The sequence below is a fragment of the Ruegeria sp. AN6 genome (assembly GCF_056540425.1).
Map to the genome: position 1 here is coordinate 194,246 of NZ_JBQFWR010000001.1, position 25,067 is coordinate 219,312.

Below are 25,067 nucleotides of genomic sequence, written 5' to 3' on the forward strand. Positions count from 1 at the left end.
GGGGCCTGTCTCAGGTGCCATGTGGCGCAGGGATTGTCCACGAAAAGCTGCGGTGAATTGAGGATTTTCCGGCTAGTTCAGATCCTCCAGCAACCGCCCGTGTTTACGGGTTTCCGCGATTACGTCGCCAAAGGTTGTCATGCCGCGTGCCTTAAGCATTGGCAACATTCGGACCAGAGCCTCGGCAGTGGCAACCGCATCGCCCAGAGCAGTATGGCGTAGGGTTTCAGGTATGGTTACACCCAGCCGATCACAAACCGCATCCAGTGTGTGGGTTTCGCTTGCTCCGAAAAGAACAGCCGACAGCAAAACAGTGTCAAGAATGGGGTGGGACCAGTCTACCTCCATACGGTCGGCATGACGGCGCAGGAAAGCCATGTCGAATGGTGCGTTATGGGCGACAATCACAGCGTCACGGGCGAATTGGTGAAAGCTTTGCCCGGCCCCGGCGATGTCGGGCGCACCCTGCACCATCCTGTCGTTAACCTTATGGACTTTGGTCGAGGCTGGCGGGATCGGTATACCCGGATCGACAAGTGTGTCGAACTTCTCACCCTCGACAATCTTGCCCTTTACCACCCGCACAGCTCCTATCTGAACGATCTCGTCTTTATGAGGCAACAAGCCGGTCGTTTCAGTGTCAAAGACCACGAAACACAGGTCCGACAGGCTGCGTTCCTCAAAGACGTCATCCCCGGGTGTGTCGAGCAGCTCGAAATCATAGACCAGAGGGCGGGCATCCTCGGGCGGAATGCGGGCAACGCTGCCTTCAAAGACCAGCATATAACCCGGAGCGTCACCCAGCGGTTTCATCCGCGCGGTATAGGTTTGCCGCCCATCAACGCTGGACAAAGTGCAATAGACATCCATGCCGGTCTTGCACATCTCTTTGTAGGCATCGGTGAGGCCAGTGCTTTCAAGATAGTCAAACAAAGATGCGTTCAGGCGGGGGTGGGCGATCTGGGCCAGTACCCCGGCGGCCTGCGCGTCATACAGAACGATCTGATGCTTGGGGCTTGCCAGAAGCATGGCGACGGGTATCTCGGTCAGCAGGGCGGTGAGGCGTTTTTTCTCAGCCGCCAGATGGGCGGTTTCCGCTGCGACGGCCTGGGCGGTGGTCATGGCGTTTTCGGCCAGCTGTTCTGCTAGCCCCGCGGCCGCTGGGGCAAGATCACCCAGATACCGCGCAGCTTCCAAATCGAGATCTGTGCTGACCCCTGCATGGGCGCGGGCCCGAAGTTGCGCGGAAAGACGTTCGATCGGTTTAGCCACGTTATCATCGAACAACAGCCAGACACCTGCGACCAGTCCGAGCAAACCGAAGGCGATCAACGCATCCGCGAAGATAAATGCATTGATCAGTGCCGGGTCGGCCGCACGTTCATAGCTAATCCACAAGACCACTGTGCTAACAAGTATCCCGCCCAAGGCCAGCAGACAAAAAAACAGGAAGATGCGCAGGCGTAGGCTTAGCTTGTGCAACATGGTCAGACTCCGCAAGTCGCCTCGATGATCGGATCTCCGGTCTCGGCCTTGAACCATGTTGCGTTCGTCAGGCTGCCATCGGTTGCAAATTCTGCACCGTCAACCAAATTGGCGCGACTATTCTCGGCACAATTGACTGCAATCGGCAGTTTTGAAACCGGTGCCCAGCGGCCGAAGAAGTAGAGATCCACAAGACGTTGATCAGGGACACTTTCGTTTGTGCGAACAGATACGGTATCGATAGCGGCGAAGCGATCGACGAAGGGCACAGCATATGTCCAAGGTCTATAAATCGCGCGGCTTTCGATCTCTTCGACAATTGCCAGCCCATCAGGCAGTTGACCACGCGTGCGATCATACCAGGAATATTCGCTTGAGATCGTCATGGCGATCATCCCAACGCCTGCCGCGACCGGCGCGGCCCATTTTGGCAACCGGCCACCGGTTAGTTTGTTCAGCACCATGACAATGCCGGCAAAGGCAAAACCTGCAAAGACCGTGCCTATCAATTCCAGAAACATATTGTCTCTCCGTTATTCAGGCCTGAATTAGCCCAGCATACCTTTGCCATGACCAACCGCCGATTGCATCGTTTTTACCACGACGAAGGCATCGCGAAGATGACTTCGCTCAAAGTCCGAAAGGGCGGTTGGGGGCAGATAATTGTCCGGCGCGTCACCGGATTTCACTAATCTGACCTGATGTTCCAGCCGCGTCTCGGCAATCAGATCATAGGCGTCCAAAAGATCGCGCGCACCGGATGCACTCAGGACATCTGCTGCCTGGGCAGCGGTCAGACGGGCGCGCGTGTTGGCCTCGGTTAACTGACCCTGAAGGCTGTAGATGCGTGCCAGATCAACCACAGGCACGACGCCATTGTGCTTGAGGTCCAGCGTATTGCGGTGCTCACCCGACCGGATCGTTGCAAAACCGCGCAGCAGCCCCAATGGTGGTGTGTGTTTCAGCGAATTCGAGATCATGTGCGCCACGAAGATCGAGTTTGCGCTGGCATTGGCCAAAGTCTCGGACTGCAGGTCAGTGAACAGGTCGAAATTGCCCCCGATCGGACGCAGATCGAACATGACCGAGGCCAGCATCTGTGCCTCAGGGTTTGGCCTGTCGATCCATCCTTTGAAGTAATCGCGCCAGACCCTGACTGGTTGGCACCAACGTGGATTTGTCGCCATCATGTCGCCGGGGCAATAGAAATACCCGCAGGCGTCCAGCCCGTCCGATACGAACTTGGCCAGATCTGCGAAGTACGCCATGTCGTCTTCGGTTACGCTGTCATCCAGCATCAGGCAATTGTCCTGATCTGAAACACCGGTCTGCTCTTGCCGTCCTTGCGAGCCGCAGGCCAGCCACAGGTATGGCACCGGAGGTGCCCCAAGCTCGGCCTCGGCCAGTGCCAGCAAGCGCCGTGTTGCGGTGTCTGCAATGTCGGTGATCAGTCGTGTCACGATCTCGTGCCGGTTGCCGCCTGCAACGAGTTGAACCAGCAGTTGGGGTATCTCGGCAGTGACTGTAGCCATCTCATCGGCAGTATTGGCGCGGGCGATCCGGCCCACCAACTCGGCAGAATTGACCGCCTGATAACGGGTGAGGTCGGTTTGAGTGACGATGCCAACCAACCGCCCGGCCTCGGAAATTGGGATATGCCCGATGCCGCGCTCCATCATCACATGCAGCACGTCCGAGCCGATATCGGTGGGGGACAGCGTGATCGGGTTGGTGGTCATGATGGCTGAAACCGCAGTGTCTGCTGGCATCGACTCGGCGACGAATTTGCCCGAGATATCGCGCAGGGTCGCGATGCCCAGCAACTTTTCACCCTCGGTCACGCAGAGTGATGAGATATGTCGGTCGCGCATGATCTGCGCGGTGTTTTGAACCGGAGTATCGGGCGGGCAAGTGGCAGGGTCGCGCGCCATCAAAATGTCAATTGCACTGGTGGCCAGGCTTTGCGGCCCGCTGCGTCCACCGCGTGTGCGGTTGAAGAATTTGGACACCACGTCGTGCCCGTCGATCAGGTTTTTCACCAAATCCAGTGGCAGCACGATCAGCACCGTCGGCGTGTGGGCCCGCGCATGGGTTGCGGCCTTGCCGTCCTTCAGCAATCCGCGTTCACCAAACGAATTGCGCAATCCCAGATGCGAGACGACAGCGCCGTTCTCATCGGTAATCTCCACCTGTCCTTCGTAAATCACAAAGACGCCGGGCAAGGCGTTGCCCACCTGGTAAATGCTGCCATCGGCATCGACCTCACGCACTTCGATCTGCTGGGCCAGCTCGTCCAAAGCATCTTGGGGCAAGGCGTCATAGGGGTGCACAGATTTCAGAAACCGGGTGATTTCGTCATGGGACAGGGGCATTTACGCTCTCCGGAGTTCCGAATAAAAATCCCGCCCGGTGGTGTGCCGGGCGGGAACAGTAAGTCGAAAGACGCGATCGAAGACAAGAGCCACCGACCGCATCACACTCAGTGATCCTGAGCTGCGCCCGCACCACGGGGAATGCGAATGCTTTCGACCATATCTTTGATCTCCTGCGGAGTCTCTTTGGTTGCGCCTGCTACAAAATAGGCGACCGCAAAGTTGATCATCGCACCGATGGCGCCGAACGAGGTCGACTTGATCGGACCCAGAAGCGGGTCAGCATCGGTGAACGAGTTGGTGCCCGGAATAAACAGCCAGCCCTTATGCAGGAAGATGTAGACCAGAGTTACGGTCAGACCAGCCAGCATACCTGCGACCGCACCGGTGTTGTTGATGCGGGTCGAGAAGATCCCCATCATCAGCGCCGGGAAGATAGAGGCAGCCGCCAGACCGAAGGCCAATGCAACCGTCTGCGCCGCAAAGCCCGGAGGGTTGAGACCCAGATAGGTTGCAACAACGATGGCTACAGCCATGGCAATCCGCGCCGCTAGAAGTTCACCCTTTTCAGAGATCGACGGATTGATTGCACCTTTGACAAGGTCGTGGGACACGGCCGACGAAATTGCCAGCAGTAGACCCGCAGCGGTAGACAGAGCAGCCGCAAGACCACCGGCTGCGACCAGACCGATTACCCAACCAGGCAGGTTGGCAATCTCGGGGTTGGCCAGAACCAGTATGTCGCGGTTGAACTTGGTTAGCTCGTTTCCGACCCAGCCTTTTTCTTCGGCAAGCGCCTGCATGTCGGCATTCTTGTCGTTGTAGTACTGAATCTTGCCGTCGCCGTTCTTGTCTTCCCAATCCAACAGACCGGTTTTCTGCCAAGTAGCCATCCAATCATAGCGCGGATCGTTGTCTATATCTTCGACCGAGACAGCGCCACCTTCGATGCCGCCATTGGGCCACATCATGTCACTGATGTTCAGACGCGCCATGGCACCAACCGCAGGGGCGGTCAGGTACAGCAGTGCGATGAAGACCAGCGCCCAGCCAGCCGACCAACGCGCGTCAGATACCTTGGGAACGGTGAAGAAGCGCATGATGACGTGCGGCAGACCCGCTGTACCGATCATCAGCGATAGTGTGAACAGCACCATGTTCAGCGTGTTCGAGTGGTGGGCCGTGTACTCATTGAAGCCCAGCTCGGTCACGATGGCGTCCAGCTTGGTCAGCAAGGGTTCACCGCTTGCGGTGTCACCAAACAGACCCAGCGCCGGAACCGGCGTACCGGTCAGCTGCAACGAGATGAAGATGGCCGGGATTGTATAGGCGGTGATCAGCACGCAGTACTGAGCGACCTGAGTGTAGGTCACGCCCTTCATCCCGCCAAACACTGCGTAGGCAAACACAACAGCGGCACCGATTAGCAGACCCGAGGTGTTGGACACTTCGAGGAAGCGGCCGAAGGCCACGCCCACGCCAGTCATCTGACCAATCACATAGGTCACCGAGGCAACGATCAGGCAAATCACGGCAACGATGCGGGCTGTCTGGCTGTAGAAGCGGTCGCCGATGAATTCCGACACGGTGTATTTGCCGAACTTACGCAGATAAGGCGCAAGCAGCAGAGCCAGCAGCACGTAGCCACCGGTCCAACCCATCAGAAAGGTTGAGTTGTCATAGCCGGTAAAGGCAATCAGACCCGCCATCGAGATGAACGAGGCCGCCGACATCCAGTCTGCCGCTGTCGCCATACCGTTGGTGACCGGGTGAATGCCGCGACCGGCGGCATAGAATTCCGATGTGGAACCCGCACGGGCCCAGATTGCGATGCCGATGTAAAGCGCAAAGGACGCGCCCACAAACAGCAGGTTGATGGTAAACTGATCCATGGCTCTTACTCCTCGTCCACGCCGTGTTCAGCGTCGAGCTTGTTCATGCGCCAGGCGTAGTTGAAGATCAGCACCAGAAAGACCAGGATCGATCCTTGCTGAGCGAACCAAAAGCCCAGATCTGTACCGCCAACGGCGATGCCAGACAGCAGCGGACGCAGCAGAATGCCGAATCCAAACGACACCAGCGCCCAAATCGCGAGGCTGATGTAGATGAGGCGCAGGTTGGCCTGCCAATAGCCCTTATCGGCTTCGGCAGTCTGCGCGGAGTTTGTTGAATGATCCGCCATCGCGGGTTCCTCCTTCGCTTCCCTCATTGGCGGCCCGTTGCCCAACTCCTCCAGTGCCATGGGCCGCTTCTCGAAATTGCCAGATGCCGGATGGCGTCAGGCATAGCTTCTCCGGTCCGCCGAGGCAGTTCCATTGAAGTATTCTGTTTTTGGATCAAGGCCCTAGGGCTTATCTGCTCCCTTTAGTCCATGACTTCGCCGACAATCCCGTGAAGGTCTTGCGCGATGTCGTCGATCTGACCCATGGCATCGATGCCTTTCAGCACGCCCTGGGCTTGATAGTAGTCAATCAATGGTGCGGTTTGCGTGTGATAGGCGGTGAGCCGCGAAGCGACCGTCTCGGCATTGTCATCAGCGCGGCGCTTGAATTCGGTGTGGCCGCACTTGTCACATTTGCCGTCTTCGACGGGCTGCTTGTACGTGTCGTGATAGCCTTCACCGCATCCGGCGCACGTGTAGCGACCCGAAATCCGCGTAACCATTTCGGCGTCTTCAACCTCAAGGCTGATGGCCGCGTTGATCTTCTGATCTGACGACGCGAGTAAACCATCAAGCGCTTCGGCCTGAACGGTAGTGCGCGGGAATCCATCAAGAATGACGCCCTTGGCGCAGTCCGGTTCCGCCATGCGGTCGCGCAGGATAGCGATGACTATCCCGTCGCTGACAAGATCACCGGCCTCCATTACCGCTTTGGCCGCATTACCGGCATCAGTGCCTGCGGCAACCGCGTCGCGCAGCAGATCACCGGTGCTGAGTTGTACAAGCCCGAACTTCTCTTCCAACATACGGGCCTGCGTGCCCTTCCCGGCGCCCGGAGGGCCGAGAAGGATCAGAACGGCGGGGGATATGGTCGTGGCAGCCTCCATCACATCCTCACTTGTTCGCGCGGTTTTCGATTAGGTCTTCGACCACCGAAGGATCGGCCAGTGTGGAAGTATCCCCAAGCGAGCCAAAGTCGTTCTCGGCAATCTTGCGCAGGATGCGGCGCATGATCTTGCCCGAGCGTGTCTTGGGCAGGCCAGGAGCCCACTGGATCACATCCGGGCTGGCGATCGGGCCGATCTCGGTCCGGACCCAAGTGCGCAACTCCTTCAGTAGATCATCCGAAGGCTCGCGATCATTCATCAATGTGACATAGCAATAGATGCCTTGCCCTTTGATTTCATGTGGATAACCGACAACGGCGGCCTCGGCCACGGCGGCATGTGCCACCAGTGCGCTTTCCACTTCGGCAGTACCCATCCGGTGACCCGAGACGTTGATCACATCATCGACGCGGCCAGTGATCCAGTAATCGCCATCCTCATCGCGACGGCAGCCGTCGCCTGTGAAGTAGTAGCCTTTGTAATCCGAGAAATAGGTCTTTTCGAACCGCTCATGATCGCCCCAAACGGTGCGCATCTGACCGGGCCAGCTGTCCTTGATGCACAGAACGCCTTCGACACCATTGCCTTCGATCTCAACACCGGACTGAGGGTCGAGAACCACGGGCTGAATGCCAAAGAAGGGCTTCATCGCCGAGCCGGGCTTCATCGCGTGAGCACCGGGCAGGGGGGTCATCAAGTGACCGCCAGTTTCGGTCTGCCACCAGGTGTCAACGATCGGACAACGTCCACTGCCAACCACTTCGTTATACCAGTTCCAGGCCTCCGGATTGATAGGCTCGCCGACCGTGCCCAACGTGCGTAGGTCGCTCAGGTCGCACTTCTCGACCCACTCGTTGCCTTGCCCCATCAGAGCGCGCAGCGCAGTTGGGGCGGTATAGAACTGGTTCACCTTGTGCTTTTCACACACCTGCCAGAAGCGCGAGGCATCCGGATAGGTAGGCACACCTTCGAACATCAGCGTGGTCGCACCGTTGGCCAGCGGGCCATAGACGATATAGCTGTGGCCGGTGACCCAGCCCACATCCGCCGTGCACCAGTAAATGTCGCCTTCGTGATAATCGAACGTGATCTCATGCGTCATGGCCGCATAGACCAAATAGCCGCCGGTCGTATGAACAACGCCCTTGGGCTGACCTGTCGAACCGGAGGTATAGAGGATGAACAGCGGGTCTTCAGCGTTCATCTCAGCGGGTGCACAATAGTCGTCCGCCTCAAGCGCCATTTCGTTGTAATCGTAGTCACGACCGTCGATCCACGTGGTTTGCCCGCCAGTGCGTTTAACGACCAAGCATTTTACTGTGTCCTTACAGTGCAGCAGTGCAGCGTCTGCGTTCGACTTCAGCGGGGTCTTGCGGCCACCACGGGGCGCCTCATCGGCAGTGATGACGACTTTGGCGTCGCAGCCGTTGATACGTGCCGCCAACGCGTCGGGTGAAAATCCGGCAAATACAATCGAATGAATCGCTCCGATCCGTGCACAAGCCAGCATCGCGTAAGCAGCTTCGGGGATCATTGGCAGATAGATGACAACGCGGTCGCCTTTGCGTACACCCATCGACTCAAGGATGTTGGCCATCCGGCAAGTGCGGCGATGCAGTTCGGCATAAGTAATATACTGAGCCGTGTCGTTTGGATCATCTGGCTCCCAGATAATGGCCGTCTGATCGCCACGCGTCTTCAAATGACGGTCCAAGCAGTTGGCTGAGACGTTCAGCGTACCGTCCGCATACCAATTTATGCCAACCGAACCAAATTCATAGCTGACGTCTTTGACCTGAGTATAGGGCTTGATCCAGTCAACGCGCTTGCCTTGCTCATCCCAAAATGCCTCAGGGTTGTTGATCGACGCAGCATACATATCTGCGTATTTGTCGGCGTCGACATGCGCGCGGGCGACGGTTTCTGCGGATGGCGGATATGTCTTGGCATCTGCCTGGGCAGCGGTGGTCATTTTTGAGGCTCCTCCCTCTAGACTGGATTGCATGTGACCGATATTGCCAGCCGATCAGACAATGTCGATCCATTTCCTCCCCGAGTCGAATAATACGGAGATCAGAAAAGAAATAAATAAATTGCGATAATCCTTGAACTTCTTTGTAAATAAGTTTCAGAATAATCGCGTTACTTGTAAACAAATATGAAATAAATAGTAATTATATAATAATAACAATAATATAACTGTAACATATATAAAGCTCAACGGATCGGTTCTGGAATATTAGTGTATAGCCCCATTTTGTTGAGCTGAATTGATTGCGGTAACACCGCTTATCCAAGCAGGGGTTGGCAGATTCCAGACTAGGCGCTAGCTTCTCTTTCAAGCGCCTCGATAGGGGGCGCATCTATGGGAGAGATCACAATGAATAAGATACTGAGTGGTGCGGCCTTTGCCGCCCTGAGCGTGGCGTTTGTCACCGAGGCAGCCGCGACCGAATGGAATGCCTCGGTCTGGGGTAAACGTCGTGCTTTTACCGAACATGTTGAAAAACTGGCTGAACTGGTGAACGAGAAAACCGGCGGCGATTTCACCATCAATGTCAGCTATGGTGGCCTGTCGAAGCCCAAGGAAAATCTGGACGGGATCGAGATTGGTGCGTTTGAGATGGCGCAGTTCTGCGCGGGCTACCACCGCGACAAGAACCGCGCGATCACTGTTCTGGAACTGCCCTTCCTGGGTGTGAACACACTGGATGAAGAAGTGGCCGTCAGCCACGCGGTTTATGATCACCCGGCGGTCAAGGATGAGATGGCGCAATGGAACGCGCGTATCATCATGACTTCGCCGATGCCTCAATATAACCTTGTTGGCACCGGTGACCCTCGTGATGAACTTGCCGATTTCGACGGAATGCGCGTCCGCGCCACCGGTGGTTTGGGGCAAGCATTTGAAGCGGTTGGTGGAGTACCTACGTCCGTGCCCGCAACCGAAGCCTACAATGCGATGGAATCGGGCGTGGTCGATACAGTGGCCTTCGCTCAGCATGCGCATCTGTCGTTTGGAACCATCAACGAAGCCGACTGGTGGACGGCGAACCTCAATCCGGGAACCGTGAATTGCCCGGTTGTGGTGAATATAGACGCCTATGAAGCCCTGCCAGCGGAACACCGTGAGGCGCTTGATAGCTCGATTGATGAGGCGATCGCACATTATCTGGCCAACTACGGTGGACTGCTTGAAAAGTGGGACGGCGTTCTGGAAGAAAAGGGCGTTGAAAAGGTCGAGATTGACGGCGCAGTTCTTGAAGAGTTCCGCGCCAAGGCCGCCGATCCAATCCGCGCAAAATGGATTGAAGACATGACGGCTCAGGGTTTGCCAGCGCAGGACCTGTACGATCTAGTGCAGGCAACACTGCAACAGCAACGCGGCGGTAATTAATCGCCCTTCGCCGGGTGTCATTGGGCCCCCGGCCTTTCCTACAATCAAAGGATTGCTGAGATGGCAGGACATGCCACGGTGCTTGAGGATGGCGGTCTTCTAAGTCGGCTGGATCACCGATTGTTGCGACTGGAGCGCTTTATGGCGCTGATCAGTGGATTTGCGGTCTTCGGACTGATGGTGCTGGCTGTTGTGTCAGTCAGCGGCCGAAACGCCTTGAATGCGCCGTTGCCCGGCTATGTTGACTGGATAGAACAGGCGATGCCCCTGATCGCATTTTTGGGCATTTCGTTTGTGCAACGCGATGGCGGGCACATCCGAATGGATATCGTGATCTCGCGCCTGAAAGGGCGGGCGCTGTGGTTGTTTGAACTGATCTCGGTTCTGTTGATCCTGCTGCTGATGCTGGCACTGGTTTGGGGCAGTTGGTCCCATTTCGACCGCTCCTTTGATTTTGGCGCCCCGATGTGGAGCCGCGACAGCTCAATCGATATCGGGATTCCTATTTGGCCAGCCAAGCTGTTGGCGCCCGTTGCTTTTTCGATTCTTTGTGCTCGATTGGTCCTGCAGGTCTGGGGCTATGGTCGCGCGTTCTTGCTGGGGCTCGAAACCCCGGTGGCCGTACCGCTGATACAGGATGCCGCTGCACAGGCTGCAGCCGAGGCCGAACAATTCGAAGGACGTAACTGACCCATGGATACGATTGATATCGGCCTTTGGGTCACCGCCGGGCTGCTGGTTCTTGTCGTCACTGGTATGCGCGTGGCCTTTGCTGCCGGGTTGGCAGGTTTGGTTGGCCTTATTTGGATATTCTGGGCGAAATTTGGGTATGACCCCGAGCGGTTTGGAAAAGCACTGACGGTGGCCGTCAAAACGGCGGGGCAGGTGCCACATTCCAAGGTGGCGTCTCATACGCTCAGCCTGATCCCGACATTTATCCTGATCGGCTATCTGGCCTATTACGCTGGCCTGACCCGCGCCTTGTTTGAGGCAGCAAAACGCTGGGTGGCATGGGTGCCCGGCGGGTTGGCCGTTTCAACGATCTTTGCGACCGCCGGTTTCGCAGCGGTCTCAGGTGCATCGGTCGCCACATCAGCCGTTTTTGCAAGAATCGCCATCCCCGAGATGCTAGCCGTCGGCTACAACAAACGCTTCGCCGCCGGCGTCGTTGCCGCTGGCGGGACCTTGGCTTCGCTCATTCCTCCATCCGCGATTCTTGTGATTTATGCGATCATTGTCGAGCAGGATGTAGGAAAACTGCTGCTTGCGGGATTTATACCCGGTGCGTTCTCGGCGGTGATTTACGGGCTACTGATCGTCGGCATTGCCGTGATCTTCAAATCTGTCGGACCGCCGGTTACCGGGTTCACCTGGAAACAACGATTTGCTGCGCTTCCGGGCGCTTTGCCCATCGTGGCCGTGATCCTCATCATCATTTGTTTCGTTTACAACCCGTTTGGCGACAAGGCCTGGGGCACCCCAACCGAGGGCGGAGCCATCGGTGCCTTCATCGTGTTTTGCTTTGCCCTGATCCACGGCATGCGCTGGCCAGAGTTCAAGTCGGCCCTACTCGAAACCGCCAAACTGACCGCCATGATCTTTGCGATCATCTGGGGCGTTCTGATTTATGTCCGCTTTCTGGGATTCGCTGATCTGCCCGGAGCGTTTTCCGACTGGATCACTTCGCTGGAAATGTCACCCATGCTGATTCTGATCTGCATCCTGCTGGCCTATGCAGTGCTGGGCATGTTCATGGATGCGATCGGCATGCTGCTTTTGACACTGCCTGTCGTGTATCCCGCCGTTATGGCCCTGAATGGGGGCGAGGCCGTCAGCGCCGCAGACAGCGCATTTGGCATGTCTGGGCCAATGTGCGCGATCTGGTTTGGTATTCTTGTGGTGAAAATGGCCGAGTTCTGCCTGATCACACCACCAATTGGCCTGAATTGTTTTGTCGTTGCCGGGGTGCGGCCAGACCTTAGCGTTCAGGATGTGTTCAAGGGTGTGACGCCGTTCTTCATTGCAGATGCGCTGACCATCGCGCTGCTGGTGGCTTTTCCGGGGATCGTTCTATACTTGCCATCGCTGGCCGGATAAGAAAAAGCCCCGGCCAAAGGCCAGGGCACAGTTATTGATGTGCGGGTTCTTTATCCTGCCCGCATCAACATCCCAAACAGGTCCCTTGGGTCGTCAGGGTCTGCGAGCATATCCAATGCTTCATAGAAATCAGTGCCTTCAATTGCACTTTTGATGTATCGTAGTGCCGAAAAATCTTCGATTGCGAAACCTACACTGTCAAACAACGTGATCTGTCGATCATCGGTGCGGCCTTTGGCCTGTCCGGTCATCACTTCCCACATCTCGGTGATCGGGTGATCATCCTCCAGAGCCTGTATTTCACCTTCGATCCGTGTTTGCTCGGGGTATTCTACAAAGATAGCCGAGCGCAGAAGGATATCGCGGTGCAGTTCGGTTTTGCCGGGGCAATCGCCGCCAATCGCGTTGATGTGGACGCCGGGGCCGACCATATTGTCTGTCAGGATGGTGGCGTATTTCTTGTCAGCGGTGCAGGTCGTTATGATCTGGGCGCCTTCGATCGCGTTCTCTGGCGTTTTGCAGGGCACAACCGTCAACCCTTTGCCCTTGAGGTTGGCCGCGCATTTCGCAGTCGCGTTTGCATCGGTGTCATAAAGCCGGACGGTATCGATCCCGCACATGGCCTTGAATGCGAGGCACTGGAACTCGGATTGCGCGCCGTTTCCGATCATCGCCATCGTCGTCGCGGATTTGGGCGCGAGGTATTTGCCAACCAGCGCCGAAGTTGCTGCCGTCCGCAGAGCGGTCAGCATAGTCATTTCCGTCAATAATGTCGGGTAGCCGGTGTAGACATCAGCGAGCAGGCCAAACGCTGTCACGGTTTGCAGGCCCTCAGACGTGTTCTTGGGATGCCCGTTTACGTATTTGAACCCGTAAGCCTCACCATCCGAGGTTGGCATCAGTTCGATTACGCCGTGCGGTGAGTGAGCCGGGATGCGGGGCGTTTTATCAAAACTCTCCCAGCGTTTGAAATCAGCTTCGATCTGCGCAGCAATCTGTGTGATCATCTGTTCGACCCCGACGTGGTGAACCAGACGCATCATGTTGTCGACGGATACAAACGGCACGAGGGCCTTATCAGAGGGTTGCATCAAAGACTCCTATCGGCGGGAAAGATGGATACCAGCGATCATACAACGTACGGATCCACCGGCTGTTTCAATTGTGGGAACCGAGAGTGGCAGCGGAGTTGCGCTGGCTTCGATAACCGCGACTTGAGCGGGCGTAAGAGCCATTAGCGCACGGCTGGACAGCGCCAAAACAAGACCATCGTTGCCGCTAAGCTCAATCGCGTTTCCTGCAAAATCTGCGATCTGTTCATGAGACAGATCGATGACAGTACGACCAGACTCCTCAAGCCGTGCCCGAACTGTTGCCCGACGTTCTGGGTCGGAAATCATGTCCAAACAGATCAGCGCGTAGTGCGTCCCGATCCCCATCAGAACATTGGTGTGATAGACATCGCGTCCTTCGGCATCCTTTGCATCGAACGCGATCGGCTCATAGTTGAAATGCGTACAGAAACGTTCCAACAACACCGGATCAGCGCGGTTGGATCGAACGGTGTAGGCAATACGGCCCACGTGATCCAAAACCATTGCGCCCGTACCCTCAAGCGCGAGGTCGTCCTGTTCGAGGCCGGAATAATCGATGATGTCCTGAACACGATATTCATGCTTTAGCATCTCAATCACATCTGAGCGTCTTTCGCGTCGGCGCGATGGTACGAACATCGGATATACGGCGACATGACCGCCCGGATGGGTCGAAAACCAGTTGTTTGGGAACACGCTGTCGGGTGTATCGCGCTCACCTTCATCGTCAAACACATGAACGGTCACACCAGCAGCGCGAAGCTGTTCTACTGCTTTGTCGTGCTCATCCCGCGCAGCCGCTGAAGTCGCTGCGGCAGATCGATTTGCCAGCGTTTGAAACGCATTGTCGTCTCGGGTTTCTGGATTCGACGCGAATGCACGGGGGCGCACCATCACTACAGCCGAAGGCGATTGAAGAGATATCATCAGAAACTCCGGGTCGGGCGATCGAAGATGCGACGCCCCATAAGCGAGGCCGCAAGATCGACCATCAGTTTTGCGGTCCGGCCGCGCTCATCAAGGAACGGGTTCAACTCGACGAGGTCCAGCGAACAAACGAGGCCGCTTTCGTGCAGGAGTTCCATGACCAGATGCGCCTCACGCTCGGTCGCGCCTCCGGGGACTGTGGTGCCAACTGCTGGTGCGATCGAGGGGTCAAGGAAATCCACATCCAACGAGACATGCAGGATGCCGTTGGCCTCGCGTACTTTGTCGAGAAAGGCCAGAAGTGGGGTCTTGATGCCGTGTTCATCGATGCTGCGCATATCGGCCAGCATCGCGTCATCCTTTTCCAGCGCCGCGCGTTCGGCTGGATCAACCGAGCGCAATCCTATCATCCCAACGCGATTGGTTGGGATTGGAGTGGTTACAGGAGGAAAGGGCTCAAACCCCGGTTGACCGGTGAAATAGGCGACGGGTGTTCCATGTAAATTGCCGCTATCTGTGCTGCTCGGTGTATGAAAATCACTGTGTGCATCCAACCAAAGAACAAAGAGCGGGCGCCCGATTTCATCCGCGTGTGCCGCCATCCCTGTCACCGTACCCATCGACAGCGCGTGATCGCCGCCCATGAAGATCGGCAAACCTTGCTCTGCGACTTCATTCGCAGTCCGGCTCAACGCCTGTGTCCAGCCCACGCATTCCGGAAGCGAAAACAGATGGGCGTCTTCTGGCACATCTACCTGATCCTGGTGAGTATCGCCAATGTCGGTTACAGTATGGCCCAGGTCAGACAGCGCTTGTTCAAGCCCGGCAACACGGTAGGCGTCGGGGCCCATTCGACAGCCCTGACGATGTTTGCCAGCATCCATCGGAATCCCGGCGAGAATGATGTTCTGTTTGCTCATAAGTCTATCTATCGATACGATATGAGTTGAGAGAAGAGGGCAAATTGATCAAACTGGATCAACAAAATTCTATTTGGTAATTAAGTATGGACGAACTGGATAATAGGTTGCTGAATGCCCTGCATAGGGACGCACGCGCATCGCTGTCAGAATTGGCCGAATTGCTTGGCGTAACACGAACGACTGTGCGCAGCCGACTGCAGCGTCTCAAGCAATCTGGCGAAATCGTAGGGTTCACTGTGGTGACCCGGCAGGGTGTGTCGGAAAGCCCCGTACGTGGATTGATGATGCTTGGAATCGAAGGTCGCGGGACCGAGCGGATCAGGTCCCGGCTGGCTGCGATGCGGCAAGTTCGGGCAGTACACTCGACCAATGGCAGTTGGGATCTGATAGCCGAGATCGGCACAGATACTCTGGACGAGCTTGATGAAGTGTTGTTCCAGATCAGGCGGATGGAAGGCATCACGCGGTCCGAGACAAACCTGTTGCTTTCTACGCGCAAGGGCCGTTCGTGACAGGCTGTTCAAGCCACTTTGACGGATTCGAGAATCGTGCAAAGCTTTGAATTAACACTGATCTGAAGATCATAGGGCAGGGACGTACGGTATGACCACAGAGGCGAGCACCAATGAGACGCGCGTGGAAAATTTGGCCGAGCGCGTAGCAGGGTTGCTGGAAAAGCCATTGGTCAAGATTGCGGTTCCGCTGCTGATCACCGGAATAGCACTCGCGGTTCTGCACGACCTGTCTGCACATGTGAAATGGTCAGATATCCAAAGTGATATCGCGGCGAAGCCTGGGAAGTTCATGTTCTTCGCGCTGTGTTGGACGGCGTTTAGTTTTCTGTCTCTATCATTCTATGATGTCCTTGCCGTGCAGAGTGTGGCTGGTGGAAAGGTGCCTTTGCCCGTTGCCGGAATGGCTGGGGCGAGCGGTTACGCGGTGTCGAATTGCCTTGGATTCTCTTACATCACCGGCACCGCGATCCGATATCGGATCTATGCCTCGCTCGGGCTGGATTTGGGGCGCGTTGCGGGAGTGATCGCGACCTCGTGGGTGGCGTTCTGGATGGGGCTGGTTCTGCTTCTGGGCCTGCTGCTCACCATCCATCCTGACGGTATTTCCAAGGTCCTGCCCATCAGTGAGACAATGGAAACTGTGATAGGCCTCTGCATGCTTGCGGGGCTGATTGTTCTGTTTGTCTGGCTTTCAAGCGGTGGGCGGCGATTGGCGTATGGCGGCTTCGGGTTCAACCTGCCGGGTGGTAAGCTGGCCAGCTTGCTGACAGTCGCTGCAGTTGGCGATCTGTTCGGCGCGTCCATGGCGCTTTGGGTATTGATGCCTGACGATCTGGGTTTTGGCTATCCATATTTCTTCGCGGTCTATATCGGTGCAATCGCGGTGGGCATCCTCAGCCATGCACCGGGTGGAATAGGCGTGTTCGAAGCGACCCTGATTGCAGGCCTCGGGGCATCGGGCCGGTCTGATGTCATTGCTGCACTTCTACTGTACCGGCTGATCTATACTTTTTTGCCATTTGCCATTGCCAGCCTGTCGATTGCGGTCGCATCGGCAATGACTCAGCGCCGACGCATCGGGGGCGCGATGACCTGGGTTTATCGCGCAATCCGCCCCATTGTCCCGATGGTGGCCGCGGGTGTTGCGGCAGTGGCTGGGGTGATCTTGCTGGTCTCGGGTGCCTTACCTTCCAGTTCCCAAAACCTTGGCGTACTGCGTGCGGTGCTGCCCTTGTCGTTTGTCGAGGCCTCACACCTCGCAGGCAGCGCAGTGGGCGTTTTACTACTGTTGGTATCGCGTGGACTATTCCGCAAACTCTATCGCGCATGGGTCGTAGCCATGTTGTTGATGGCGGCTGGTTTCTTTGCCTCGCTCGCCAAGGGGTTGGATACACATGAAGCCCTGTCCTTGCTGTTTACGATTGGCCTTCTGGCGATGTTTCGGGGGGCTTTCTACCGGGTTAGTGGTGCGTCGATCTTTCGGCTGAATATCCCATGGCTGGTCAGCGTAGTCGCATTGCTGGCAGTCATTTTCTGGATCGGGTTGTTCGCTTATTCCCATGTTGAATACGAGAACGCCTTGTGGTGGGATTTTGCCTGGAGCGGCGATGCCTCACGTTTCCTACGCTCAAGCCTTGTTGTCGCTGTGATCCTTGGCATTGTGGCGGTGAACTCTCTGTTTGGGAGAGAAATTCCGGCTCCGGTTCGCACTGAAATTCCCGAAGTCGTTGAACGGCTTGTGATGGAAAGCGAAGACACCGAGTCTCAGATTTCGCTTACGGGCGACAAGCAATTCCTGATTTCACCCGACGAAACCGCATTCCTCGCTTATGCCGATACTGGCAACGCGCTTATCACCAAGGGTGAGCCGGTGGGAGATGAAAAGGCAGGGCAACAACTGATCTGGCAATTGCGAGAAATGGCCGATCGCGAAGGCAAGCTTTGTGCCTTCTACAGTGTATCGACCAAGTATCTGCCAACTTTCCTCGACCTCGGCCTATCTATCTTGAAGATCGGAGAAGTGGCCCGCGTGCCGCTGCAGGATTTCTCTCTGGATGGAAAATCGCGCAAACGGTTTCGTCAGGCCAAGAACCGGGCCGAGCGTGAAGGGTACAAGTTCGAAATCATCCCCAAGGAACAGCTTGCTCCGGTGTTGCCCGAGCTTCATCAGATCTCGGACGACTGGTTGGCGCAAAAGGCGGGTGAGGAAAAAGGTTTTGCACTGGGCGGCTTTGATGATGCCTACCTGTCCTATTTCGACCACGCCGTTCTGCGGGATGAGACAGGCAAGATCATGGCTTTCGCCAACCTGTTTCAAGGCGGAAACAAATCCGAATTGTCTCTGGACCTGATGCGTTACGAACCCGACAGTCCCAGTTTTGTCATGGACGCACTGTTCGCCGAGATGATGGTCTGGGGTTCCGAGCAGGGATTCCACTGGTTCTCGCTGGGCGCTGCTCCGTTCTCAGGGATTGAGAACCGGCAGTTGGCCTCGCTTTGGAATCGGATCGGTGGGTTCGTTTATGAACATGGCGAGCAGTTCTACCACTTCGAAGGCCTGCGCGCCTTCAAGCAGAAATTCGATCCGGAATGGAGCCCCAACTATCTGGCCAGCCCCGGCGGATTGGCGGCGCCACGTATCCTCTACGAAGTTAACATCCTGATCTCGGGTGGCCTGCGCGGGTTGACGAAATAGCGTTTAGTTCAGGCTGGCGCGTGTTGGCGTTTTCTCAAGCAGATCACCCCAATCGGTGCGATAGGCCATTTCGGCCAGAACAGTCTCGGGTAGGAACTCCTGATTCTGACGGATCTGCCAGCCGCCACCCAAACCTTTGTAGATCGCGACCAGATTGGACGAGACTTCTTGCCGCGCCTCGATCAAGTTTGCTTGTGAACGGAGCAGGGCAGTCTGTGTATTCAAGATACGGGAATAACTGGCGATGCCATCGCGGTATTGATCTACGGCTATGTCAGCAGCTTTGCGCGATGCTTCAACGCTACGCTGATAAAAGGTGACCTGTTTGCGCGCCTGTGCATAGGCGACCATCGCACTTTCAACCTCTGAATAGGCGGTCAGCACAGTGTTCTGGTAATTTGCGATCAACGCCTGATAAGCCGCATCCTGAGCGCGGACGTTGTTCTTGATGCGGCCATAGTTCAGGACATTCCAGACAACGCCTGCACTGGCCAATCCCGTGGCACTATTGGTGCTGAACAGATCACGCCCGCCCGAAGCCTGCAATCCGATCGACCCAGACAGGATGAATTGCGGATAGAGATCAGCCAAAGCGATTCCCACCTGCGCCGACTGGGTGGCAGCCGCAAGTTCGGCGGCGCGGACGTCGGGCCGCCGCCGTAGCAATTCGGCAGGGACTCCCACAGCTACGTTGCTGCGCCCTGTTGGAATGCGGCCCGAATTTCCAATCAGGCCCGCCATCTGGGAAGGGGTTTTGCCCAAAAGAACTGCCAGCGCGTTCTTGGCCTGTTGGATATCGCTTTCCAGCTCGGGCACTAGCGCCTTCGTGTTGTTGAGCAGAGCAGTTGATTCCTGCACATCCAGCTCGGTCGTCACGCCGTTGTTAAAGCGTAACTGGGTGAGGTCTGCGGATTCCTGCTGGATCGTGATGTTCTCCCGCGCGATGCGCAGAGCCTCCTGCAACGAACGGATGTTGATATATAGCGCTGCAACGTCCCCGGTAAGCGTGACTAGAGCGTCGTCATAATTGGCGACCTGTAGTGCAAGGTTAGACCGTGCGGCCTGTACGCCGCGACGTTGTTGGCCCCAAACGTCCAGTTCCCATTGCGCATCAAAACCGACTTGCGAGGTTGAGAATTCGGTGTCCAAAGGGATGATACGCCGTATATCCGAAATCGGCCCAAGGTTGTCGCTGATCTGTCGGCGTTGCAGCGAACCGCCCACGGCCTGCGACTGCGGGTACAGCTCTCCAAATGCGATACCAAGTTGCGCACGAGCCTGAAGTACTCGGGCGCCCGCAACCTGCAAGGTCAGGTTTTGCGCATAGGCTTCGGCGATTAGTTTGTTCAGCGTCGGATCGTTGAATGTCTCCCACCAGCGCACAACGGGGGCGCTGCGCGAGGTCAGGCCGCTTTGACCCGCGCTGGGGTTGTTGACCTCCATCCATTGCTTCACCACTGGAGAGTTGGGACGCACGAAATCGGGCCCCACCGGCGTACAGGCGGCGAGAGTGGCAGCGCAAAGGGCGTTGCCCAACAACCGGCGGAGAGTCATCTTACGCATCCTCAGATATCCAGCGGCCGGATGAAGTTGGCAAAGGAATAGAGGCGGATATTGATGCGCCTCAGAAACTCAAAACTTTGACCCATGCCCGTGTAGATTGCTACGGCCGCATGGCCACCAGCGGGGAAGGTGTGCCCCTCAGGCACATCGACTGAGATTTGAACAGCGATCCGACCGGGAAGCTTCGGCAGCTCAAAGCCGGGCAGGCGGCCTGAGGGCAGGTATTGGCCTTGACGTGTGGCCCACCAGACGGCTTCGACCTTGCCGGTCAGAATTTCTCCGGGGTAAAGGTCCAGCGCAACTTCTACCGGTTGGCCGACCTCAACGAATTTCAGGTTCTGCTGGCGGAAGGTGGCTAGAATATAGGGGTCTTCTTCGGTGACAAAGCTGGCAATGGCACCCAGACGAATTTCCCCCACGACCATACCAGGACGCGCCTGTTGTGAAACGATCATGCCATTTTCGGGGGCATAGATCGTTGTGTTGTCCAGAAAATACTCGGCTTCGGCCAGCTGTGCCTCAGCCTCCAAAATGCCGGTATTCACCCCGTCGATCTGTGAATCCAGCGCGAGGTTGGCCTTTTCCAGATTGGCCTGAGCCTCTTTGATTTTGGCCTGATCTTCCGCGACCTGTTCGTTCCAGCGGTCTAGTTCGTCCTGACGTGCCCCACCAGCCGGAACGAGGTTTTCGTAACGCGCCTGTTCCGTTTGGGCATACGCCAATTGCGCATTTGCACGCTCAACCGCTTCGCTTGCAGCGATGACGTCCTGTTCGAGAATTTTCGCGTTTTGCTGTGCCGCCACCAACTGGGCATTTGCCTTGTCTACGGCCAGCGAAAACACCGTATCGTCGAACTTATACAGCGGATCGCCCTTCGTGACCCATGTGTTGGGCTCGACCAGAACCTCGGACAGGATTGTGGGCTGTGTCAGGCGCGGAACGATCTGGATCGTGGACCGCACAACGTGGCTGTCAACTGAGAAGGGCTGAAAGAACCGCAGCGCGACCAAAAAGATCAGCAGCAGATGAGCGCCGACCCAGAACGAGACGATCCCCCACATGATGTTGAATTTCAGCCATTCCATCTTGAAAAAGATGAACCAGACAAAAATGATGTAGAACAGCGTGATGCCAAGGGCGACAAACATGAGTGCTGAATTCCTTTGGCGTTAGGCTTGCTTGGTTTCGTCGGTGTCCAGCGGGTCTTGGTATTCCGGTTTAACGGTGCCGCCCAGACGCTTGATCTCATCCCGGATCGCTTTGCGTTCTTCATCAGGGCCACGGCGCATGTCGACTGTCACCCCGTCATGGAACGCCCAGATAAAGGCATGCACCCACGGGACTATAGCCAAAAAACCCATCCATCCCATGATCTTGACGGCTTCGGCATGCGGGTGATTGCGTTTGATCGCTATTCGCCCCGGCAGACCCATGAGAAACAGAAACAACGCCATCACGGCAGCCAGAAGCAGAATGAGTGCCACAAATGTCAAATAGTCATAGTAGCCTAGCGGCTGCCCCAAAAGTCCCATGCTCGCGCCTCCTGTTGGGAAGGTTGTGCCATCCTCAGTTGTTGTTGCCCAGTTCGTCAATCAATTTGTAACTGGTCGGCGGGTCCGCACAAATGGTTGGGCCGCATTCGATCAGGGTCGAGATCGCGTTTAGCCCCGCCAGAGCCAACAACGTAAAAAATGCAGCTTTTGCCAACCCGCTTCCTCCGAAACGCGGGCCTTGTTGCGCGCCACTGACATATTGCCTGTCAAACATCAGCATGATCGCAGTTCCCAGAAGGACCAGAAAAAAGCAGATGGCGGCCCAGGTGTAGTAGTGCAGCCCTAATACGGGAGAGCCGTAGTGGCCTGTGCCTGGTACGATATGCAGCAGGATTTGACGGATCGAAACGCTGCCTCCGTAAAGTGCGGCAAGCAGCATTAGCGCATAGTGACGCGCACGCGCTCCGTAAAGCAGGTTCAGCCCAAGTCCAACGCCGACGGCGACAAAACCGACCCTCTGCAACAAACAAAGCGGACAGGGCAACTCGTTCAGCGAAAACTGATAGGCGTAGGCCAATACAAGTACGAGGCTGACAGCAAATGCGCCAACGGCATTCAGGGTGCGAGACAGTTCAGGTGTCATTGAAGCGCCCCCTACAGCTGAATGGTCAATGTGCTGGTGGCGTGAAATTTCAGCCAATAGACGCTCAACGCCAGAGTGATCAGAAACAGTGCCATTCCGGCGCTTGTCCGGCCAAAGAAATTTAATCCCATTGTGACTGTAAGTAACGAAAATAAAAGCGCGATCATGGTCCGCTGCCGCCCCCCTTGCGCCAATTGCAATTGATCACGACTTTGTCATCTGGATTGTGGTCTGGCAAGCAGAGACAACCGAAAGGCGCAGTAGAGGGCTATTTGCATTCCATAATTTGCGTTTGCCAGTCATTGCATTTCCGGGCCAGCGTTTCAGGAAAGTCAGAATCTGTATAAACCGTATCAATATCCGCCAGCGACGCTATGCGCGCAGGTGCGGTTCTGCGGAACTTGGAATTGTCAGCGACGAGGCTGATCTGCCGTGCCTGTTCAATGATTGTTTGGCTGACCAGTACTTCCTGTAGGTCAAAATCCATCAAGTCTCCGTCCAAATCTAAGGCCGAGCATCCAATTATGGCGTGATCAAATTTGAATTGTCGGATGGTTGAAACTGCCAGATTGCCTACCAGCCCGCTATCCGATCGGCGCAGAACACCACCTGCAACGACAATCTGACAATCCGGGTTCTCTACAAGGATATTGGCCACGTTCATGTTGTTGGTTACGACCATCAGATTCTTGTGGTCGAGCAACTGTCGTGCGACGGCCTCGGTCGAGGTGCCGATATTCATAAAGATCGAGCTGCCTTCCGGAATATCTGCTGCGCAGCGTTCGGCGATGCGAATCTTGGCCTCATGGTTCAGGGCACGCCGGTCCTCGTAACCAATATTGGACACGCCCGAACGCAGGACGGCCCCTCCGTGCACCCTGTCCAGTTTTCCTGCATCGGATAGCTCGGACAGGTCGCGGCGGATGGTCTGAACCGTCACCTGAAAGCGTTCGGCCAGTCCGTCGACGGTAACGCGACCCTCTTCATTGGCGATTTCAAGAATGTCTGATTGACGGAAGGATAAAGACATAGATCAGCTCTGCGCTTGGGATAGTTCGTTTTTGTTCTATTTTTTGAAACTGGCAAGACTTATTGAGCAGTAATTAAAAAATTTTGCGAATTATGACCGCAAGCGAACATTTGCGAAAAGTTATGTTGACGATACGAAGTGTTGTGATGCTAATGCCATCGAAACTGCCACTTTTGGGGAATCGTTTGGATATGTCATCAGACAGCAGTCAGGTAACCGATCTTTTCATAATCGGTGGCGGCATCAACGGGTGCGGAATTGCAAGGGACGCTGCGGGGCGGGGATTGTCTGTCACTTTGGCAGAGATGAACGATCTGGCATCTGCCACATCCTCGGCGTCGACCAAACTGTTCCATGGTGGGCTAAGGTATTTGGAGTTTTTTGAGTTCCGTCTGGTCCGCGAAGCTCTGATCGAGCGGGAAACGCTGCTGCGCGCGATGCCGCATATCAGTTGGCCGATGCGTTTTGTGTTACCGTATCACGCCGATATGCGCTTTGATTCTGAGACGCCAACCTCGCGATTGCTGAGTACGGTGATGCCATGGATGCGTGGGCGGCGCCCGGCCTGGCTGATCCGGTTGGGCTTGTTTTTGTACGATAATCTTGGCGGCCGCAAAATTCTGCCGGGAACGCGCGCGTTGAACCTGCGCTCTGTGCCTGAGGGCGCGCCTTTGCAAGACAAGTTCGAAACAGCCTACGAATACTCGGATTGCTGGGTCGAAGATTCTCGGCTGGTGGTTCTGAACGCCCGTGACGCTGAGGCAAGGGGCGCGAAGATCAGGGTCCGGACCGAGGTTCTTGCGGCCAGGCGTGTTGATGACTTGTGGCATATCACGATCCGCGATCAGCAGAGCGGTGAGACTGAGACAATTCTGGCAAGGATGTTGATCAATGCAGGTGGCCCGTGGGTGGGCGATATCATTCAGACCAAGATCCACATAAATTCACGCGAAGGGGTCCGGTTGGTGCGGGGCAGTCATATCGTGACACCCAAGCTGTTTGATCACGACAAATGCTACTTCTTTCAGGGTGAGGATGGGCGCATCATCTTTGCCATTCCCTACGAGCAAGACTTCACCCTAATTGGCACCACAGATCAGGATCATTCTGATCCATCGGAGCGGCCAGTTTGCACCGAGGCCGAGCAGGAGTACTTATGCGCATTTGCCACGAAGTATTTTAAGAAACCGGTGACTCGTGCTGATATCGTCTGGACCTATTCTGGCGTGCGTCCACTTTATGACGACGGCGCAAGCAGTGCCACCGCAGCGACCCGAGACTATACGCTGAAGGTTGATGCCACAGGCGGCGCTCCGGTTCTGAATGTCTTTGGCGGCAAAATCACCACATACCGGCGCCTCGCGGAAAGCGCGCTGGAGAAGATCGGAGAGTATTTCCCAGATCTTGCAGGGCCGTGGACTGCCGGAGTATCGCTGCCCGGAGGAGATTTCCCCGTTGATGGTGCGCCGGATTTAGTTCGGCAGGTGCAAACGGACTATCCTTTCCTTACAGAAGCATGGGCGCATAGGCTGGTCCGGGCCTACGGCACCGAAGCTTGGGACATTCTGGGGGCGACCAAAGATCAGACCGATTTGGGCGAGGATTTTGGGGCGACGCTGACCGAGACCGAACTTGTTTGGTTGATGGACAAGGAATACGCGCGCACCGCCGAGGACGTTGTATGGCGCCGCAATAAGTTGGGTCTACGACTAAGCCCCGAGCAGATTGATCGGCTCGAAGACTGGATGACAAATCGGTAACGCAACAACCAGTCGCTTCACACGA

Annotated in this window: 22 protein-coding genes; 6 read left to right on the forward strand and 16 right to left on the reverse strand. The window is 56.2% G+C overall.

What is annotated here, in order from left to right; translation table 11 throughout:
* Positions 1-72: 72 nt before the first annotated feature.
* The 7 genes from ACR0MQ_RS00985 to acs form a co-directional block, all read right to left on the reverse strand.
* Positions 73-1,485, reverse strand: coding sequence for an exonuclease domain-containing protein (locus ACR0MQ_RS00985; RefSeq protein ID WP_170469563.1), 1,413 nt, complete (start codon positions 1,483-1,485; stop codon positions 73-75).
* 2 nt (positions 1,486-1,487) lie between these two features.
* Positions 1,488-2,006 carry a hypothetical protein gene (locus tag ACR0MQ_RS00990; RefSeq protein WP_480603850.1) on the reverse strand — a complete coding sequence of 173 codons (519 nt, stop codon included), beginning with the start codon at positions 2,004-2,006 and terminating at the stop codon, positions 1,488-1,490.
* Between the two features lie 27 nt (positions 2,007-2,033).
* Entirely contained in the window at positions 2,034-3,857 is a 1,824-nt protein-coding gene (locus tag ACR0MQ_RS00995) for a DUF294 nucleotidyltransferase-like domain-containing protein (RefSeq protein ID WP_480603852.1), read from the reverse strand.
* Positions 3,858-3,964: 107 nt separating this feature from the next.
* Positions 3,965-5,749 carry a sodium:solute symporter family protein gene (locus ACR0MQ_RS01000; protein ID WP_010439509.1) on the reverse strand — a complete coding sequence of 595 codons (1,785 nt, stop codon included), beginning with the start codon at positions 5,747-5,749 and terminating at the stop codon, positions 3,965-3,967.
* 5 nt (positions 5,750-5,754) lie between these two features.
* A complete protein-coding gene (locus tag ACR0MQ_RS01005; RefSeq protein ID WP_010439512.1) occupies positions 5,755-6,039 on the reverse strand; it encodes a DUF4212 domain-containing protein in 285 nt (94 codons plus the stop codon).
* Between the two features lie 182 nt (positions 6,040-6,221).
* The gene (locus tag ACR0MQ_RS01010) at positions 6,222-6,905 is read right to left on the reverse strand and encodes an adenylate kinase (protein ID WP_480603855.1); all 684 of its coding nucleotides are present in this window, start codon (positions 6,903-6,905) and stop codon (positions 6,222-6,224) included.
* Between the two features lie 7 nt (positions 6,906-6,912).
* Positions 6,913-8,877, reverse strand: coding sequence for an acetate--CoA ligase (acs, locus tag ACR0MQ_RS01015; protein WP_170770525.1), 1,965 nt, complete (start codon positions 8,875-8,877; stop codon positions 6,913-6,915).
* A gap of 408 nt (positions 8,878-9,285) precedes the next feature.
* Between acs and ACR0MQ_RS01020 the strand changes: the two genes are divergently transcribed.
* The 3 genes from ACR0MQ_RS01020 to ACR0MQ_RS01030 are packed head-to-tail and all read left to right on the forward strand — an operon-like array spanning position 9,286 to position 12,399.
* Positions 9,286-10,302, forward strand: coding sequence for a C4-dicarboxylate TRAP transporter substrate-binding protein (locus ACR0MQ_RS01020; RefSeq protein ID WP_010439518.1), 1,017 nt, complete (start codon positions 9,286-9,288; stop codon positions 10,300-10,302).
* 60 nt (positions 10,303-10,362) lie between these two features.
* Positions 10,363-10,992, forward strand: a complete 630-nt coding sequence (locus tag ACR0MQ_RS01025) for a TRAP transporter small permease subunit (RefSeq protein WP_480603859.1) — start codon at positions 10,363-10,365, stop codon at positions 10,990-10,992.
* Between the two features lie 3 nt (positions 10,993-10,995).
* Entirely contained in the window at positions 10,996-12,399 is a 1,404-nt protein-coding gene (locus ACR0MQ_RS01030; RefSeq protein WP_480603862.1) for a TRAP transporter large permease, read from the forward strand.
* A gap of 50 nt (positions 12,400-12,449) precedes the next feature.
* Here ACR0MQ_RS01030 and ACR0MQ_RS01035 read toward each other — a convergent pair whose 3' ends face one another.
* The 3 genes from ACR0MQ_RS01035 to rocF are packed head-to-tail and all read right to left on the reverse strand — an operon-like array spanning position 12,450 to position 15,340.
* Positions 12,450-13,493 carry an ornithine cyclodeaminase gene (locus ACR0MQ_RS01035; RefSeq protein ID WP_480603865.1) on the reverse strand — a complete coding sequence of 348 codons (1,044 nt, stop codon included), beginning with the start codon at positions 13,491-13,493 and terminating at the stop codon, positions 12,450-12,452.
* 6 nt (positions 13,494-13,499) lie between these two features.
* Complete coding sequence (ctlX, locus tag ACR0MQ_RS01040) at positions 13,500-14,420, reverse strand: citrulline utilization hydrolase CtlX (protein WP_170770531.1); 921 nt, start codon at positions 14,418-14,420, stop codon at positions 13,500-13,502.
* Positions 14,420-15,340 (reverse strand): arginase, encoded by a 921-nt coding sequence (gene rocF, locus ACR0MQ_RS01045; RefSeq protein ID WP_170770533.1) that lies wholly within the window; start codon positions 15,338-15,340, stop codon positions 14,420-14,422. Before rocF ends, ctlX begins: the two co-directional genes overlap by 1 nt.
* A gap of 86 nt (positions 15,341-15,426) precedes the next feature.
* Between rocF and ACR0MQ_RS01050 the strand changes: the two genes are divergently transcribed.
* Together ACR0MQ_RS01050 and mprF are read left to right on the forward strand one after the other, a co-directional pair.
* Complete coding sequence (locus ACR0MQ_RS01050; protein WP_010439529.1) at positions 15,427-15,855, forward strand: Lrp/AsnC family transcriptional regulator; 429 nt, start codon at positions 15,427-15,429, stop codon at positions 15,853-15,855.
* 91 nt (positions 15,856-15,946) lie between these two features.
* Complete coding sequence (gene mprF / locus ACR0MQ_RS01055) at positions 15,947-18,553, forward strand: bifunctional lysylphosphatidylglycerol flippase/synthetase MprF (protein ID WP_170770535.1); 2,607 nt, start codon at positions 15,947-15,949, stop codon at positions 18,551-18,553.
* A 3-nt stretch (positions 18,554-18,556) separates the two neighbouring features.
* On the opposite strand, the gene ACR0MQ_RS01060 is transcribed toward mprF, so the two are convergent.
* From ACR0MQ_RS01060 to ACR0MQ_RS01085, 6 genes are all read right to left on the reverse strand, one after another.
* A complete protein-coding gene (locus ACR0MQ_RS01060) occupies positions 18,557-20,107 on the reverse strand; it encodes an efflux transporter outer membrane subunit (protein ID WP_480603870.1) in 1,551 nt (516 codons plus the stop codon).
* A gap of 11 nt (positions 20,108-20,118) precedes the next feature.
* Positions 20,119-21,264 carry an HlyD family secretion protein gene (locus tag ACR0MQ_RS01065; protein ID WP_170770539.1) on the reverse strand — a complete coding sequence of 382 codons (1,146 nt, stop codon included), beginning with the start codon at positions 21,262-21,264 and terminating at the stop codon, positions 20,119-20,121.
* A gap of 21 nt (positions 21,265-21,285) precedes the next feature.
* The gene (locus ACR0MQ_RS01070; RefSeq protein WP_170421206.1) at positions 21,286-21,648 is read right to left on the reverse strand and encodes a DUF3302 domain-containing protein; all 363 of its coding nucleotides are present in this window, start codon (positions 21,646-21,648) and stop codon (positions 21,286-21,288) included.
* A gap of 34 nt (positions 21,649-21,682) precedes the next feature.
* Positions 21,683-22,252 carry a disulfide bond formation protein B gene (locus ACR0MQ_RS01075; protein ID WP_170770541.1) on the reverse strand — a complete coding sequence of 190 codons (570 nt, stop codon included), beginning with the start codon at positions 22,250-22,252 and terminating at the stop codon, positions 21,683-21,685.
* A gap of 11 nt (positions 22,253-22,263) precedes the next feature.
* Positions 22,264-22,419, reverse strand: a complete 156-nt coding sequence (locus ACR0MQ_RS01080; protein WP_480603874.1) for a DUF5993 family protein — start codon at positions 22,417-22,419, stop codon at positions 22,264-22,266.
* A gap of 101 nt (positions 22,420-22,520) precedes the next feature.
* Positions 22,521-23,282: a DeoR/GlpR family DNA-binding transcription regulator gene (locus ACR0MQ_RS01085; RefSeq protein WP_480603877.1), complete on the reverse strand. Its 762-nt coding sequence runs from the start codon at positions 23,280-23,282 to the stop codon at positions 22,521-22,523.
* A 191-nt stretch (positions 23,283-23,473) separates the two neighbouring features.
* On the opposite strand from ACR0MQ_RS01085, the gene glpD reads away from it, so the two are divergent.
* The gene (gene glpD / locus ACR0MQ_RS01090; protein ID WP_480606141.1) at positions 23,474-25,042 is read left to right on the forward strand and encodes a glycerol-3-phosphate dehydrogenase; all 1,569 of its coding nucleotides are present in this window, start codon (positions 23,474-23,476) and stop codon (positions 25,040-25,042) included.
* Positions 25,043-25,067: the final 25 nt, after the last annotated feature.

Coding starts and splice junctions, on each gene's coding strand:
- ACR0MQ_RS00985 (WP_170469563.1), bottom strand. CDS start 1,485: ATGTTGCACAAGCTAAGCCTACGCCTGCGCATCTTCCTGTTTTTTTGT.
- glpD (WP_480606141.1), top strand. CDS start 23,474: ATGTCATCAGACAGCAGTCAGGTAACCGATCTTTTCATAATCGGTGGC.
- ACR0MQ_RS01065 (WP_170770539.1), bottom strand. CDS start 21,264: ATGTTTGTCGCCCTTGGCATCACGCTGTTCTACATCATTTTTGTCTGG.
- rocF (WP_170770533.1), bottom strand. CDS start 15,340: ATGAGCAAACAGAACATCATTCTCGCCGGGATTCCGATGGATGCTGGC.
- ctlX (WP_170770531.1), bottom strand. CDS start 14,420: ATGATATCTCTTCAATCGCCTTCGGCTGTAGTGATGGTGCGCCCCCGT.
- ACR0MQ_RS01085 (WP_480603877.1), bottom strand. CDS start 23,282: ATGTCTTTATCCTTCCGTCAATCAGACATTCTTGAAATCGCCAATGAA.
- ACR0MQ_RS01080 (WP_480603874.1), bottom strand. CDS start 22,419: ATGATCGCGCTTTTATTTTCGTTACTTACAGTCACAATGGGATTAAAT.
- ACR0MQ_RS01025 (WP_480603859.1), top strand. CDS start 10,363: ATGGCAGGACATGCCACGGTGCTTGAGGATGGCGGTCTTCTAAGTCGG.
- ACR0MQ_RS01060 (WP_480603870.1), bottom strand. CDS start 20,107: ATGACTCTCCGCCGGTTGTTGGGCAACGCCCTTTGCGCTGCCACTCTC.
- ACR0MQ_RS01000 (WP_010439509.1), bottom strand. CDS start 5,749: ATGGATCAGTTTACCATCAACCTGCTGTTTGTGGGCGCGTCCTTTGCG.
- mprF (WP_170770535.1), top strand. CDS start 15,947: ATGACCACAGAGGCGAGCACCAATGAGACGCGCGTGGAAAATTTGGCC.
- ACR0MQ_RS01030 (WP_480603862.1), top strand. CDS start 10,996: ATGGATACGATTGATATCGGCCTTTGGGTCACCGCCGGGCTGCTGGTT.
- acs (WP_170770525.1), bottom strand. CDS start 8,877: ATGACCACCGCTGCCCAGGCAGATGCCAAGACATATCCGCCATCCGCA.
- ACR0MQ_RS01005 (WP_010439512.1), bottom strand. CDS start 6,039: ATGGCGGATCATTCAACAAACTCCGCGCAGACTGCCGAAGCCGATAAG.
- ACR0MQ_RS01075 (WP_170770541.1), bottom strand. CDS start 22,252: ATGACACCTGAACTGTCTCGCACCCTGAATGCCGTTGGCGCATTTGCT.
- ACR0MQ_RS01010 (WP_480603855.1), bottom strand. CDS start 6,905: ATGGAGGCTGCCACGACCATATCCCCCGCCGTTCTGATCCTTCTCGGC.
- ACR0MQ_RS00990 (WP_480603850.1), bottom strand. CDS start 2,006: ATGTTTCTGGAATTGATAGGCACGGTCTTTGCAGGTTTTGCCTTTGCC.
- ACR0MQ_RS00995 (WP_480603852.1), bottom strand. CDS start 3,857: ATGCCCCTGTCCCATGACGAAATCACCCGGTTTCTGAAATCTGTGCAC.
- ACR0MQ_RS01070 (WP_170421206.1), bottom strand. CDS start 21,648: ATGGGACTTTTGGGGCAGCCGCTAGGCTACTATGACTATTTGACATTT.
- ACR0MQ_RS01050 (WP_010439529.1), top strand. CDS start 15,427: ATGGACGAACTGGATAATAGGTTGCTGAATGCCCTGCATAGGGACGCA.
- ACR0MQ_RS01020 (WP_010439518.1), top strand. CDS start 9,286: ATGAATAAGATACTGAGTGGTGCGGCCTTTGCCGCCCTGAGCGTGGCG.